This window comes from Ewingella allii (assembly GCF_044430645.1).
Classification (GTDB): domain Bacteria; phylum Pseudomonadota; class Gammaproteobacteria; order Enterobacterales; family Enterobacteriaceae; genus Ewingella; species Ewingella allii.
The window spans coordinates 26,916-41,218 of record NZ_JAWUDN010000004.1 but is presented as its reverse complement, the minus strand read 5'-3'; the positions used below and the strand labels follow the sequence as shown (position 1 = coordinate 41,218).

General features: G+C 56.4%; 12 protein-coding genes. 10 read left to right on the top strand and 2 right to left on the bottom strand.

What is annotated here, in order from left to right; genetic code table 11:
- The first annotated feature begins 110 nt into the window (after positions 1-110).
- From argF to SBO83_RS10920, 9 genes are all read left to right on the top strand, one after another.
- Positions 111-1,118 carry an ornithine carbamoyltransferase gene (argF, locus tag SBO83_RS10960; RefSeq protein ID WP_396131528.1) on the top strand — a complete coding sequence of 336 codons (1,008 nt, stop codon included), beginning with the start codon at positions 111-113 and terminating at the stop codon, positions 1,116-1,118.
- Between the two features lie 190 nt (positions 1,119-1,308).
- The gene (locus SBO83_RS10955; RefSeq protein WP_396131527.1) at positions 1,309-3,072 is read left to right on the top strand and encodes an alpha-amylase family glycosyl hydrolase; all 1,764 of its coding nucleotides are present in this window, start codon (positions 1,309-1,311) and stop codon (positions 3,070-3,072) included.
- A 280-nt stretch (positions 3,073-3,352) separates the two neighbouring features.
- A complete protein-coding gene (pyrB, locus tag SBO83_RS10950; protein ID WP_353500811.1) occupies positions 3,353-4,288 on the top strand; it encodes an aspartate carbamoyltransferase in 936 nt (311 codons plus the stop codon).
- Positions 4,289-4,306: 18 nt separating this feature from the next.
- Complete coding sequence (pyrI, locus tag SBO83_RS10945) at positions 4,307-4,774, top strand: aspartate carbamoyltransferase regulatory subunit (protein WP_396131526.1); 468 nt, start codon at positions 4,307-4,309, stop codon at positions 4,772-4,774.
- 92 nt (positions 4,775-4,866) lie between these two features.
- Positions 4,867-5,253 carry a 2-iminobutanoate/2-iminopropanoate deaminase gene (gene ridA, locus SBO83_RS10940; RefSeq protein ID WP_034786820.1) on the top strand — a complete coding sequence of 129 codons (387 nt, stop codon included), beginning with the start codon at positions 4,867-4,869 and terminating at the stop codon, positions 5,251-5,253.
- 290 nt (positions 5,254-5,543) lie between these two features.
- Positions 5,544-7,010, top strand: coding sequence for a circularly permuted type 2 ATP-grasp protein (locus SBO83_RS10935; RefSeq protein WP_396131525.1), 1,467 nt, complete (start codon positions 5,544-5,546; stop codon positions 7,008-7,010).
- Positions 7,004-7,948 carry an alpha-E domain-containing protein gene (locus SBO83_RS10930; RefSeq protein WP_396131524.1) on the top strand — a complete coding sequence of 315 codons (945 nt, stop codon included), beginning with the start codon at positions 7,004-7,006 and terminating at the stop codon, positions 7,946-7,948. The genes SBO83_RS10935 and SBO83_RS10930 overlap by 7 nt, the downstream gene beginning before the upstream one ends.
- On the top strand, positions 7,948-8,742 hold the full coding sequence (locus SBO83_RS10925) for a transglutaminase family protein (protein ID WP_034786809.1): 795 nt from the start codon (positions 7,948-7,950) through the stop codon (positions 8,740-8,742). The genes SBO83_RS10930 and SBO83_RS10925 overlap by 1 nt, the downstream gene beginning before the upstream one ends.
- A gap of 28 nt (positions 8,743-8,770) precedes the next feature.
- The gene (locus SBO83_RS10920; RefSeq protein ID WP_396131523.1) at positions 8,771-9,499 is read left to right on the top strand and encodes a peptidase; all 729 of its coding nucleotides are present in this window, start codon (positions 8,771-8,773) and stop codon (positions 9,497-9,499) included.
- 51 nt (positions 9,500-9,550) lie between these two features.
- On the opposite strand, the gene SBO83_RS10915 is transcribed toward SBO83_RS10920, so the two are convergent.
- Together SBO83_RS10915 and uxaC are read right to left on the bottom strand one after the other, a co-directional pair.
- Positions 9,551-11,032 (bottom strand): UxaA family hydrolase, encoded by a 1,482-nt coding sequence (locus SBO83_RS10915; RefSeq protein ID WP_396131522.1) that lies wholly within the window; start codon positions 11,030-11,032, stop codon positions 9,551-9,553.
- A 32-nt stretch (positions 11,033-11,064) separates the two neighbouring features.
- The gene (gene uxaC / locus SBO83_RS10910) at positions 11,065-12,477 is read right to left on the bottom strand and encodes a glucuronate isomerase (RefSeq protein ID WP_396131521.1); all 1,413 of its coding nucleotides are present in this window, start codon (positions 12,475-12,477) and stop codon (positions 11,065-11,067) included.
- Positions 12,478-12,930: 453 nt separating this feature from the next.
- Here uxaC and SBO83_RS10905 point away from each other — a divergent pair, with 453 nt between their 5' ends.
- Positions 12,931-14,223, top strand: coding sequence for a D-galactonate transporter (locus SBO83_RS10905; protein WP_396131520.1), 1,293 nt, complete (start codon positions 12,931-12,933; stop codon positions 14,221-14,223).
- The last annotated feature ends 80 nt before the right edge of the window (positions 14,224-14,303 follow it).

Here is a 14,303-nt window from a genome sequence, read left to right as displayed (position 1 = left end):
GGGCCAGCCTCCACTATAAAGTTTTAACGACGGGGTTGTAATTGCATATTCATACATATAAATTGAATTTTAATTCACTAAAGAATGCAAAAGCATTGGAGAGGAACACCATGAGTCTGTTGAGTAAACGTCATTTTCTCAGGTTACTGGATTTTACCCCGTCGGAGATTTCATCCCTTCTCCAGCTCTCCGCCGAGCTGAAAGCCGCTAAGAATAACGGCAGCGAAAAAGCCCATCTGCAAGGGAAAAACATCGCGCTCATCTTCGAAAAAGACTCAACCCGCACCCGATGCTCTTTCGAAGTTGCCGCCTATGATCAGGGTGCTAACGTCACCTACCTCGGCCCAAGTGGCAGCCAAATTGGTCACAAAGAGTCAATGAAAGACACCGCCCGCGTGCTGGGCAGAATGTATGACGGTATTCAATATCGCGGTTTTGGTCAGGATAAAGTCGAGACGCTGGCGGAGTTCTCCGGCGTGCCGGTGTGGAATGGCCTGACGACGGAATTTCACCCGACTCAGCTGCTGGCCGACCTGCTGACCATGCAAGAGCATCTGCCGGGCAAATCTCTGTCACAAATGACGCTGGCCTATCTCGGCGACGCGCGCAACAACATGGGCAATACCCTGCTGGAAGCCGCTGCGCTCTGCGGTTTGGACCTGCGTCTGGTCGCGCCAACCGCCTGCTGGCCTGAAGCCGAGCTGGTGGAAACCTGTAAGAAGCTGGCGCAGGAAAACGGCGGCAACATCACTCTGACCGAAGACATTGCGGCGGGCGTGAAAGGCGCGGATTTCCTCTATACCGACGTTTGGGTATCAATGGGTGAGCCAAAAGAGACGTGGAAACAACGCATTAGCCTGCTGCGTGACTATCAGGTGAATAGCGCCATGCTGGCCCTGACCGGCAACCCGCAGGTGAAATTCCTTCACTGCCTGCCCGCCTTCCATGACGACCAGACTACCCTAGGCCGCCAAATGGCGGAAGAGTACAACCTGCACGGCGGGATGGAAGTGACCGACGAAGTGTTCGAGTCGGCGCACAGCGTGGTGTTCGATCAGGCTGAAAACCGCCTGCACACCATTAAAGCGGTGATGGTCGCCACTCTTGGTTCACTCTGATTCGCCTTCGGCCTGACGCGACAATCCTCGCGCGTCAGGTTATTTCCTCCAGCTTCGCACATACCCTTTTACACAACATTGCAGTTTTTCACGGCTAATCCCCGCCTGAACGCCCCGTTTTCAACTAACCTTTTCATTATGCGCCGCTTCTTTTGCCATCTTCTGGAGTGATAAAGAAAAGGGAAACGATATGAAATCAGTCAATTTGGAATATGTCCTGCGACTGGAAAGTTTACTGAGCCGGATCTATCCCAGAGAACACATTGCCGATTTACTGAAACAGATCCTGCAACTGGCCGAAAAATGGAATTACGGCAAACACCGCACTCAGGATTGGGTCGATGGCACCAACATTTACCTCATCACCTATGGCGACAATATCAGCCACGGCGAGCAGAAACCGCTGGCGACTTTGAACCATTTCGCCGACAAGTATCTGCGTGAAATCATCAGCGATATCCACATCTTACCGATGTATCCCTACAGCTCGGATGATGGTTTTAGCGTCATTGATTATCGCCGGATTGACGAACATCTTGGCGGTTGGCAGGACATCCACCAGCTCTCTTCCCACTTCAACCTGATGTTCGACTGCGTGATCAACCACATCTCGCGATCCAGCGACTGGATGAAGGGCTATCTGCACGACGATCCTTACTACAAAGATTACTTTATCGACTCCAACCCGGAGCTGGATTACAGCCGCGTGGTGCGCCCCCGCGCCCTGCCGCTGCTGACGCCGTTTATCAAAGCCGACGGCACCGAGCTGTATCTGTGGACCACCTTCAGCGAGGATCAGGTCGACATCAATTTCAAAAACCCGCAGGTGCTGCTGGAGAGCATCGACGTGCTGCTGCAATACGCCGCCAGCGGCGGGCAGTCGATTCGCCTCGACGCCATTGGCTACATTTGGAAAGAGGTCGGCACTCGCTGTATCCATATGCCGCAGGCGCACAACATCATCAAAGTGTGGCGCACCATTCTGGATGAAGTGATCCCCGGCACGCGGCTCATCACCGAAACCAACGTGCCGCATCACGAGAACATCAGCTACTTTGGCGAGGGCGACGAAGCCCACATGGTGTATCAGTTCCCACTGCCGCCGCTGACGCTGCACGCCTTTCTGCGTCAGGACACCACCACGCTGACCCAGTGGGCGCAAAGCCTCAACGCCGAGGCGCGCTACCCAGAAACCACCTATTTCAACTTTTTAGCCAGCCACGACGGCATTGGGCTACGCCCGACCGAAACCTTCCTCAGCGACGACGAGCGCAAATACATGGCGCAGGAGACGTTGCGCAAAGAGGGGCGCGTCTCCTACAAGGACAACGGCGACGGCACCCATTCACCCTACGAGTTGAACATCAACTTCCTCAGCGCCCTGACCGAGCCGGATGACGACGTCGACACCAAAGCGCGGAAATTCCTCGCGGCGCAGGCCCTGCTGCTCTCCTTCATCGGCGTGCCGGCCATCTATATTCACAGCCTGCTGGGCAGCGAAAATGACCTCGAGGGTATGCACCAGTCGGGGCTGAATCGCCGCATTAACCGCAAGAAGCTCAAGCTAGACGACGTCGAGGCCGGGCTGGAAAAAACTGACAGCCTAAGCGCGAGAGTGTTTTACGGACTGAGTAATCTTATTAAGCATCGTCGCGCCCATCCGGCCTTCTCGCCACAGGCCGGGCAGCGGGTATTCGATATGGGCAAATCGCTGTTTGCCATGGAGCGCTATGACCCGCTGACGGAAGACAAAATCACCTGCGTGTTCAACATCAGCGACCAAACGCAGGTGGTAAAACTGGCAATTGAAGGCAAGGACTTGATTGCCGATGTGCCGTTTGACGGCCAAACCCGCCTCCAGCCGTGGCAGGTGGTGTGGATCAAGCATAAGCTGAAGGCGCCGGAGCGTCTGGGCCGCATGCGTCGCTGGAGAATGAAAATCTTCAAACGGTAAGTGGGCTGCCAATCGTTTGCTTTTAGAATCGATTCAGGCCGATTTTCGCTTGCAGCACGAAAATCTGCGCGTATAATGCGCCACAATTTGCCGGGAGAACCCATGAACAATTGTCAGGTTTGTGATGTTAAAAAACATGCTCAACACGCCGTACCTGAAGGCAGCCCGCTGCCGTTGTTCTTCCGTTGCATTTCTGAATTATTGAAAGCCCCTCATTGAAGGGGCTTTTTTTTGTCCAGAATTTGAGGTTTAAGAACCGTAACTGCTGAGGAAATACGTCATGGCTAATCCGCTGTACCAAAAACACATCATCTCGATTAACGATCTCAGTCGTGAAGAGTTAGAACTGGTGCTCGACACCGCGGCCAGCCTGAAAGCCAATCCACAGCCCGAACTGTTGAAGCATAAGGTGATTGCCAGCTGCTTCTTCGAAGCCTCGACCCGCACACGCTTATCGTTCGAAACCTCAATCCACCGTCTTGGCGCTTCAGTAGTGGGCTTTGCCGACGGCTCTAATACGTCGCTTGGCAAGAAAGGCGAAACGCTGGCCGACACCATATCGGTGATTGGCACCTACGTGGACGCCATCGTCATGCGCCACCCGCAGGAAGGCGCGGCGCGCTTAGCCACTGAATTCTCCGGCGGCATTCCTATCCTCAACGCCGGCGACGGTGCCAATCAGCACCCGACGCAGACCCTGCTCGACCTGTTCACCATTCGCGAAACTCAGGGTCGTCTCGACAACATCAAGATCGCCATGGTCGGTGACCTGAAATATGGCCGCACCGTCCACTCGCTGGCGCAGGCGCTGGCGAAATTCAAAGGCAACCGCTTCTACTTTATCGCCCCGGACGCGCTGGCGATGCCGGGCTACATTCTTTCCCTGCTGGAAGAGAAAGGCATTGAGTACAGCCTGCATCAGAGCATCGACGAAGTGGTGCCGGAGCTGGATATTCTCTACATGACTCGCGTGCAGAAAGAGCGTCTAGACCCGTCGGAGTACGCCAACGTCAAAGCCCAGTTCATCCTGCGCGCCAATGACCTGGTGAATGCCCAGCCGCACCTGAAAGTACTGCACCCGCTGCCGCGCATCGACGAGATCACCACCGACGTCGATAAAACCCCTTACGCCTGGTACTTCCAGCAAGCCGGTAACGGCATTTATGCGCGCCAGGCCTTGCTGGCACTGGTTCTTAACGCCGACACAGCCCACTAAACTTGAGGAGAAAACAGCATGACTCACGATAATAAACTTCAGGTTGAAGCCATCAAATGCGGCACCGTCATCGACCATATTCCGGCTCAGGTAGGCTTCAAGCTGCTGTCGCTGTTTAAGCTGACCGAAACCGACCAGCGCATCACCATCGGCCTGAACCTGCCGTCGAACGAGCTGGGCCGCAAAGACATTATTAAAATCGAAAACACCTTCCTGACCGAGCAGCAGGTCAACCAGCTGGCGGTCTACGCGCCGAAAGCCACGGTGAACCGCATCGACGATTACGAAGTGGTGAAGAAGCTGACCCCCAGCCTGCCGGACCGTATCGACGGCGTGCTGCGCTGCCCGAACAGCAACTGCATCAGCCGCTCTGAGCCGGTGGCCTCGAGCTTTAGCGTCAAACAGCGCCAGAGCGAAGTGCACCTGCAATGCAAATATTGCGAGAAAGAGTTCGAGCATCAGGTGGTGATGAGCAGCGATGAATAAGCCTTGACCTGATCGGGCGTGATGACTTTTCATCTGCGCCCTTTATACTGTCGGCAAGCTATCCTTCCTTATCACATAAATCAGGAGACACTATGTCCCGCGAAATCAGCACTGAAAATGCACCAGCAGCTATCGGTCCTTACGTTCAGGGCGTTGATCTGGGCAGCATGATCATCACTTCCGGCCAGATCCCGGTTGATCCAAAAACCGGCGCGGTTGCCGATGACATCGCCGCTCAGGCACGTCAGTCTCTGGTCAACGTTCAGGCGATCGTGGAAGCCGCTGGCCTGAAAGTCTCAGACATCGTGAAAACCACTGTTTTCGTTAAAGATCTGAATGACTTCGCCACGGTTAATGCCACTTACGAAGCTTTCTTCACCGAGCACAACGCGCCATTCCCGGCTCGTTCTTGCGTTGAAGTGGCTCGTCTGCCGAAAGACGTGAAAATCGAGATCGAAGCCATCGCCGTTCGTCGTTAATTCGACTTTCGTGCCGTGCAATAGCCAGCCTGCGGGCTGGCTTTTTTATGCCTTTTTTCTGCCCCACTCCCCGCCATATTGTTATTGCCTCATCAGCGACCATACTTAAGACATCTGCCCATTTTCTGCCCTGTATTCAGGCAGCCGCCTTATCTGGCGCACTGAAATAGCGCGAAATAGCCTCTTTCTACTGAGTTTTCTGCGGTTTATGCACGCTGGCATGGTTTATGCCTGATCACTAATGCGTATTGAAAAACAATGAAGCAGCCCGTCCTGTCAGTGAGGTGAACATGATTAATATCGAGCTTTCTGATTCACCCTTTTTTGATGAAATGTTAATGGCGCAGGGGCAACACCGCAACCACTATCAAGCTTACTGGCAATGGTTACAGCAGGCAGATCAACAGGCCGTACAGCGCAAGAAGGAGGAAGCCGCGCTGCTGTTTCACCGGGTGGGGATTACCTTTAATGTTTATGGCGAAGATGACGGCGCGGAGCGGCTGATCCCGTTCGACAGCGTGCCGCGCATCATTCCAGCCAATGAATGGAAGATGTTAGATCTCGGCATTCGCCAGCGCGTTCAGGCACTTAATGCCTTTCTGCATGATATCTATCACGACCAGAAGATCCTTAAGGCGGGCATCGTGCCTGCCGAGCAGGTGCTCGCTAACGAGCAGTACCAGCCCTGCATGCAGGGGGTAGACCTGCATCGCAACACCTATGCGCACATAGCCGGAACCGACATGGTGCGCGGCGGCGATGGCGAATATTACGTGCTGGAAGACAACCTGCGCACGCCGTCCGGCGTCTCTTATATGATGGAAAACCGCAAAATGATGATGCGGCTCTATCCCGAACTGTTCGCCGAGCAGCGCATCGCGCCGGTGTCGCGCTACCCTTCCCACCTGCTGCAAACCCTGCGTGAGAGCACGCCGGTCAATGACCCGACGGTGGTAGTGCTGACGCCGGGGCGTTTCAACAGCGCCTATTTCGAGCACAGCTTCCTCGCCCAGCAGATGGGGGTCGAGCTGGTGGAAAGCGTTGATTTGTTTGTCAAAGATGGCGCGGTCTTTATGCGTACCACCTCCGGCCCGTGCAAAATCGACGTAATTTATCGCCGCATTGATGACGCCTTCCTCGACCCGCTGGCCTTCCGCGCTGACTCCATGCTCGGCGTGCCGGGGCTGCTGTCGGTCTATCGCGCCGGTGGCGTGGTGCTGGCGAACGCTATTGGCACCGGCGTCGCCGACGACAAGTCCATCTACCCTTATGTGCCGGAGATGATCCGCTTCTATCTGGCGGAAGATCCGATCCTGAATAATGTGCCGACGTGGCAGTGCCGAGACGAAAAAGCCCTGAGCTTCGTGCTGGCGAATCTGCAAAAAATGGTGGTGAAAGAGGTTCACGGCGCGGGCGGCTACGGCATGTTGATAGGGCCGACCGCCAGCAAAGCCGAGATAGAACGTTTTCGCGAACTGCTCAGAACTCGCCCGCAGAACTACATCGCGCAGGAAACGCTGGCGCTCTCCACCTGCCCGACCTTCGTCGGTAACGGGCTGGCACCGCGCCATATCGACCTGCGCCCCTTTGCGCTGACCGGCGCGGAAGTCCGTCTGGTGCCCGGAGGCTTGACCCGCGTGGCGCTGGCCGAAGGTTCGCTGGTGGTCAACTCGTCGCAGGGCGGCGGGACCAAAGACACCTGGGTATTAGAGGATGAGCCGGCCAACGGCCAGGTTGCGGAGGACGACCCATGTTAAGCAGAACCGCCAGCGAGCTGTACTGGATGGCGCGCTATCTGGAGCGCGCCGAGAACATTGCCCGCCTGCTAGACGTCACCAACAAGCTGTCGATGATGTCGATTCGCGACAAATCCCAGCTCGAAGATGAGCGGAACGATTTACTGGTGCCGCTGACCCTCACCGGCACCCGCCAGCTGTTCAGCGACAATTATCCGCAGGTCACTATGGGCAACCTGCTCACCTTCTTCGCGCTGGACAGCCTTAACCACAGCAGCATCTTCAGCTGTATGCAGATGGCGTGGAACAACGCCCACGCGGTGCGCGGCAGCCTGTCGTCGGAGGTGTGGGAGAGCATTAACGCCTCGTGGATTGAGATGAAGCAGATCCGCCGTCAAGGCGTGGCGTCGGTCGGCGCAGACGCCTTTTTCGACTGGGTGAAGGAGCGTTCGCACCTGTTTCGGGGGGCTATGTTTGGCACTCTGCTGCGCAGCGACGCGCTCTATTTTATCCGCCTTGGCACCATGCTCGAGCGCGCCGACAGCACGGCGCGGCTGCTGGACGCCAAAAACCAGCTGCTCGATGCCGATGAAGACCCGGTGCGCGAGTATTACCGGATGGACACCCTGCTGCGCGCGGTCAGCGCCCGCGAGGCTTTCCATACTCTTTATAAGCAGCAAATCAGCCGCGAGACCATTGCCGACCTGCTGATCCTGCGCCGCGAACTGCCCCGCTCGCTGCTGGCCTGCGTGGAGATCATGGCCGAACAGCTGGAGCTGATTGGCGGCCGCACCGGCAACTTGCCGCGCCGCTTGGTTCACACTCTGCACGCCGAACTGCGTTTCAGCACCCTCGACGACATTCTTGCGGTGGGCCTGCGCGAATGGCTGGCGCAATTCCTGAGCCAAACCAGTGCCATCGCCGAAAGCATTCACCACACTTATCTGGAGGCCCAATAATGAAGCTTAATGTCAGTCATCAGACGCATTACACCTATGCGCAGCAGGTGAAACGCAGCACTCAGTATCTGCGCCTCACCCCGCAGGACTCCAGTCATCAGAAGATTTTGTCGTGGGATTTAACCCTGCCGGAGTTCGCCACCCGCACGCTGGACGCCTATGGCAACGTGCTGCACGTGCTGACGCTGGACCAGCCGCATCAGGCGATCACCATTGAAGCCAACGGCGTGGTGGAAATTGAAGACAACGTCGAGGATGACAACTGCGGCCATTTATCGCCGCTGGTGTTCCTGCGCACCAGCCCGCTGACCCAGGCCGACGGCGCGATCCGCGACTTCGCCAGCCGCTATTATCGCCCGCAGGCCCAGCATGAAAGCCTGCGCGCCTTAATGGGCGAACTGTTGATGAAAATGCCTTACAGCCCCGGCACCACCACGGTGAAAGACAGCGCCTCGCAGGCGTTTTCCGCCCAACAGGGAGTGTGTCAGGACCACACCCACGTGTTCCTCGCCTGCTGCCGCAGCTTGGGCATCCCGGCGCGCTACGTCAGTGGCTATCTCTACACCGAGGATTCCACCCACGTGGCGATGCACGCCTGGGCCGAAGCCTGGCTCGACGGTCACTGGCAGAGCTTCGACGTGACCAACAACACCTGCCAGCCTAATCAGCATTTGAAACTCGCCATTGGTATCGATTATCTTGATGCGTGCCCGGTGCGTGGCGTCCGGTTAGGCGGAGGGTGCGAAGATATGCATACCGTCGCGGCGGTGCAAATGCTCGATATTCCCCAATGACCCTGACTTACTGAAAAGGTAGATTTCGATGACTTACTGTGTGGCCATGCGCTTGTCCTCTGGTCTGGTTTTTGTCTCAGATTCGCGCACCAATGCCGGGGTGGACCATATCTCCACCTTCCGCAAACTGCATGTTTTTCATCAAAGCGATGAGAGGATGCTGGTTATCCAAAGTGCCGGAAATTTGGCGACCACACAGAGCATCATTAGCCTGCTGCACCGCCGCTGTCTGGACCCCGACCGCGAGAATATGCTCAACGTGGAGTCGATGTACGACGCCGCCAGCCTGCTGGGGGAAACGGTGAGAGAGGTGATCGCCCGCGACAGCGGCGCGAATCAGGGTGGCATGACCGATTTCAGCTGTAACTTACTGTTAGGCGGGCAGATTAAGGGCGAAGGGTTGCGGCTGTTCCACATTTACCCGCAAGGCAATTTCATCGAAGCGACCCACGACACGCCCTATTTTCAGGTGGGAGAAAGCAAGTACGGCAAGCCGATTATCGACCGCGTGCTGACCTACACCACGCCGCTGGAACAGGCCATGCAGTGCGCGCTGATTTCGATGGATTCCACCCTGCGCAGTAATCTGTCGGTGGGCCTGCCGCTGGACGTGATGATCTACCCGACCGACAGTTTCAGCACCGCGCAGCAGTACCGCGTCACGGAGGAACATCCCTATTTCGACATGATCCGTAAAGGCTGGGGGGAAGGTTTGCTGAGCATCTTTGCCCAGTTGCCGCCGCTGAAGCTGGATTGATCAAAAAAGGATCGGCGCTGGCCGATCCTTCTCTCACGTTCTCTCTGACGTTTACAGCGTCACGCCGCTTTTGAAAATCGCCAACTCGCGAAAATCATTCAGCTCGTTCTTGGTCTGCTGGCCGCTGGCAATCTTCACAATCAGATCCACAAAGCTGTCCAGCAGCTGATCCATGCTCACGCCGTGGATCAACTGCCCCGCGTCGAAGTCGATCCAGTGCGGCTTTTTGGCCGCCAGTTCGCTGTTGGTCGCCAGTTTTACCGTCGGCACAAATCCGCCATAAGGCGTGCCACGCCCGGTGCTGAACAGCACCATGTGGCAACCTGCCCCGGCCAGCGCGCTGGTGGCGACGGCGTCATTGCCCGGCGCGCTCAGCAGGTTCAGGCCGTGCGCGGTCAGGCGTTCGCCATACTTCAACACGTCGACAATCTGGCTATGCCCGGCTTTCTGCGTGCAGCCCAGCGACTTCTCCTCAAGGGTGGTGATGCCCCCCGCCTTGTTGCCCGGCGACGGGTTTTCATAAATCGGCTGGTTGTGGGAAATGAAATACTGCTTGAAGTCATTCACCATGCTGACGGTTTTGTCGAAAGTCGCCTCGTCACGGCAGCGGCTCATCAGAATGCGCTCCGCACCGAACATTTCTGGCACTTCGGTCAGCACCGTGGTGCCGCCGTTGGCAATGGTGTAATCCGAAAAACGCCCGAGCAGCGGGTTGGCGGTGATGCCCGACAGCCCATCAGATCCGCCGCACTCTAAGCCGAATTTCAGCTCGCTCAGCTTGCCAGGCTGGCGTTGGTCACTGCGCATCGCGGCATAAAGCTCGTGCAAACGTGCGACGCCCGCCTCAACTTCATCATCGAATTTCTGCAACGCCATAAAGCGCACGCGAGCTTCATCGACTTCTCCCAAGGTGTCGCGGAACACGTCCACCTGATTGTTTTCACAGCCTAAACCAATCACCAGCACCGCGCCGGCGTTGGGGTGACGTACCATGTTCTGCAACATGGTGCGGGTGTTGATATGGTCATCGCCCAGCTGCGAACAGCCCAACTGATGAGTGAACAGGTAGACCCCGTCAATGCCTTGCGCCTGCTGGGTTTCTTTGAGGAAACGCTGCTGAATCTGCTTGGCGATGCCATTCACGCAGCCGACAGTTGGGATCAGCCACAGCTCGTTGCGAATGCCGACCAGCCCGTTTTTGCGGCGATAGATCTGCACCTCGCGATCGCCCTTTTGCGGCGGCACGGCGGCGAACTCCGGCTGGTACTGATAGGCGTCGAGATCGCTGAGGTTGGTTTTAGCATTCTGCGAATGAATGTGTTCTCCGGCGGCGATGTCCACCAGCGCATGACCAATCGGCAAGCCGTACTTGATGATGTGCTCCCCGGCGGCAATCGGGCGCAGCGCGAACTTGTGGCCGCGCACCACCTCTTGCAGCAAAGCAGCGCCAGTGTCGGTAATTTCTCCGCAGGTGAGATCGCGCAGTGCCACGGCGACATTATCAGCAGGGTGAATAGTTATGGTGCTTTGCATAGTCGCCGTGTCAGTCATGCTGTGCGTCACTCTCAGTTAAGCTCAATCGCGAAATAGCTTTTGGCGTTGTCGAAACAGATGTTTTTCACCATGTTGCCAAGCAGCGCGATGTCGTTCGGCGCTTCGCCCTCTTCTACCCAGCGCCCCATCATCTGGCACAGGATGCGGCGGAAGTATTCATGGCGCGTATAGGACAGGAAGCTGCGGCTGTCGGTCAGCATGCCGACGAAGCGGCTGAGCAGCCCCATGTTGGCGAGCTGGATCATTTGGCGCTGCATGCCGTCTTTTTGGTCGTTAAACCACCACGCGGAGCCGAACTGCACTTTGCCCGGAATGCCGTCGCCTTGGAAATTCACCGCCATGGTTGCCAGCACTTCGTTATCGCGCGGGTTCAGGCAGTAAAGAATGGTTTTCGGCAAGCCGCCGTTCATGCCCTGCGCGCCCAGCAGTTTTGACAGCGGCTCGGCCAGTGGCTGGTCATTAATAGAGTCAAAGCCGACGTCGGCACCCAGCAGTTCAAACATGCGGGTGTTGTTATTACGCAGCGCGCCGATGTGGTACTGCTGCACCCAGTTGCGGCGCTGGTATTCAGAAGCGAGGAACAGCAACACGCCGGTTTTAAACTGCGCGCTCTCTTCTTTGCTCGGCAGGCTGCCGCTCAGGCGACGGGACAGAATGCCGTCCAGCGTGGCTTGGTCAGCTTCGGCATATACCACCACGTCCAGCGCGTGGTCAGACACTTTGCAGCCGTGCGCGGCGAAGTGATCCATGCGTTTTTTCAGCGCGTCGCAGACATCGCTAAAACGCGAAATTGAGGTGTCTGAGGTCTGTTCAAGGCGCTTCATGTAATCGTTGAAGCCGGCGGCATCAATGTTGAACGCCTTGTCCGGCCGCCAGCTCGGCAGCACTTTGACGTCAAAATTGCCATCTTCGGCGACGATTTTATGGTGTTCCAGCGAGTCAATCGGGTCATCGGTGGTGCCGACCATTTTCACATTCATCTGCTTCATGATGCCGCGCGCGCTGAAGCTCTTCTGCGCCAACATCTCATTGCCGCGCTCCCAAATTTCATCGGCGGTTTTCGGCGACAGCAGCTTGCCAATAATGCCAAACGGGCGGCGCAGCTCGAGGTGAGTCCAGATATAGAGCGGGTTGCCGAGGGTGTGAGGCACAGTCGCGGCCCAGGCATCAAACTTCTCGCGGTCGCTGGCGTCACCGGTGCACAGGCGCTCGGCCATGCCGTTGGTGCGCATGGCGCGCCACTTGTAGTGATCCCCCTTCAGCCAGATGTCGTAGAGGTTTTTAAACTGATAGTCCTGCGCAATCTGTTCCGGCGGCAGGTGACAGTGATAGTCAAAAATCGGCTGATCTTTCGCATAGTCGTGGTACAGGCGACGTGCGACTTCGGTATCGAGCAGGAAATCTTCAGTTAAAAACTGCGCCATCTTGGGGTTCCTCGCCTTGATGTGAATTTGAGTTATCTCTCTTGATGCAAAGTTATCACACCAATTTAAGCTATCGTCCAGCGCTATTTCTTGCTAAACCCGGCTCGCCAATAGACTGAGAAATAATAAAAAATCTTTAAAATTATTGATATTTAAGGATTTTATCAATTTATATAGCCAGCGCACATTATCCACACTATTCAAATGTGGTTTTGTGATGTCATTCAAATTTTAAATCTGTATGACAAGTTATCGTAATTTTGCCCGAACAAATGTGCCGTCGAGATCCTGCCACCTCGACGGCACCGTTGTTTGGGCATTTTTTAGCGAACCGTTCGCTGGGCAAAAGAAAAAACCAAGAAGCAATAAAGCCGAGGCCCGCCGTAAGGCGGAGCTATTCGCGCCGTGGCCGTATCGAGCCATCGCCGACTACATTGGGTTGGAGAGAACGAAATGGGTAAGATTAAAGGGTTACGCTGGTACATGATCGCACTGGTGACCGTCGGTACTGTTCTGGGGTATTTAACACGTAATGCCATCGCCGTGGCGGCACCGACATTACAAGATCAACTGCATATCACCACACAACAATATTCTTATATTATTGCTGCCTATTCAGCCTGTTACACCATCATGCAGCCCGTGGCGGGCTACGTGCTGGACGTGATGGGCACCAAGGTGGGTTACGCCATGTTTGCCGTTATGTGGGCGCTGTTTTGTATGGCGACGGCGCTGGCCAGCAGCTGGGGCGGCCTGGCTATCGCCCGTGGCGCGGTAGGCATGGCAGAAGCGGCGATGATCCCAGCGGGGCTAAAAGCCAGCAGCGAGTGGTTCCCCGCCAAAGAGCGCTCCATCGCGGTGGGCTACTTCAACGTCGGTTCTTCCATCGGCGGCATGATTGCTCCGCCTCTGGTGGTGTGGGCGATTGTGATGCACAGCTGGCAGATGGCGTTCATCATCACCGGCGTGCTGAGTCTGGTGTGGGCGGTGTGCTGGCTGGTGTTCTACAAGCATCCGAAAGACCAGAAGAAGCTGAGTGAGCCTGAGCGCGAATACATTCTGGGTGGTCAGGAAGCCCAGCATCAAACCTCCAACAGCAAGAAGATGTCGGCGTGGCAGATCCTGCGTAATCGCCAGTTCTGGGGTATCGCGCTGCCGCGTTTTCTGGCTGAACCAGCGTGGGGGACCTTCAACGCGTGGATCCCGTTGTTTATGTTTAAAGCCTATGGCTTCGACCTCAAGCATATTGCGATGTTTGCGTGGATGCCGATGCTGTTCGCCGATTTGGGCTGCATTGTAGGGGGCTATCTGCCGCCTTTGTTCCAGAAATACTTCAAGGTGAACCTGATTGTCTCGCGCAAACTGGTGGTGACCATGGGCGCGCTGCTGATGATTGGTCCGGGGATGATTGGCCTGTTCGCCAGCCCTTACGCGGCCATCGCCCTGTTGTGCGTCGGCGGCTTTGCCCACCAGTCGCTGTCCGGCGCGCTGATCACCCTCTCCTCTGACGTGTTTGGCCGTAACGAAGTGGCGACCGCCAATGGTTTAACCGGCATGGCCGCGTGGACCGCCAGCACGCTGTTCGCCTTAGTAGTAGGCGCGCTGGCAGACACTCTGGGCTTCAGCCCGCTGTTTGCCGCGCTGTCGGTATTTGACCTGCTCGGCGCGATAGTTATCTGGACTGTATTGCAAAATCGCTCGGCGGTAGAGCCTGTTCCGCAGCCGTTGCAACCCGCGAAAGTCTAAACTTCGCGCCAACCGGCATGTCTTGAATCAGGCATGCCGGTTTTCACTTGAGTTGCACGGTGCAACGCCCTGCACTTCCC

What these genes read in the sequence shown, in the direction of transcription:
- SBO83_RS10930 (WP_396131524.1), top strand. Translation starts at nt 7,004, where the DNA reads ATGTTAAGCAGAACCGCCAGCGAGCTGTACTGGATGGCGCGCTATCTG.
- SBO83_RS10920 (WP_396131523.1), top strand. Translation starts at nt 8,771, where the DNA reads ATGACTTACTGTGTGGCCATGCGCTTGTCCTCTGGTCTGGTTTTTGTC.
- SBO83_RS10955 (WP_396131527.1), top strand. Translation starts at nt 1,309, where the DNA reads ATGAAATCAGTCAATTTGGAATATGTCCTGCGACTGGAAAGTTTACTG.
- SBO83_RS10925 (WP_034786809.1), top strand. Translation starts at nt 7,948, where the DNA reads ATGAAGCTTAATGTCAGTCATCAGACGCATTACACCTATGCGCAGCAG.
- ridA (WP_034786820.1), top strand. Translation starts at nt 4,867, where the DNA reads ATGTCCCGCGAAATCAGCACTGAAAATGCACCAGCAGCTATCGGTCCT.
- pyrI (WP_396131526.1), top strand. Translation starts at nt 4,307, where the DNA reads ATGACTCACGATAATAAACTTCAGGTTGAAGCCATCAAATGCGGCACC.
- SBO83_RS10935 (WP_396131525.1), top strand. Translation starts at nt 5,544, where the DNA reads ATGATTAATATCGAGCTTTCTGATTCACCCTTTTTTGATGAAATGTTA.
- SBO83_RS10915 (WP_396131522.1), bottom strand. Translation starts at nt 11,032, where the DNA reads ATGCAAAGCACCATAACTATTCACCCTGCTGATAATGTCGCCGTGGCA.
- argF (WP_396131528.1), top strand. Translation starts at nt 111, where the DNA reads ATGAGTCTGTTGAGTAAACGTCATTTTCTCAGGTTACTGGATTTTACC.
- SBO83_RS10905 (WP_396131520.1), top strand. Translation starts at nt 12,931, where the DNA reads ATGGGTAAGATTAAAGGGTTACGCTGGTACATGATCGCACTGGTGACC.
- pyrB (WP_353500811.1), top strand. Translation starts at nt 3,353, where the DNA reads ATGGCTAATCCGCTGTACCAAAAACACATCATCTCGATTAACGATCTC.
- uxaC (WP_396131521.1), bottom strand. Translation starts at nt 12,477, where the DNA reads ATGGCGCAGTTTTTAACTGAAGATTTCCTGCTCGATACCGAAGTCGCA.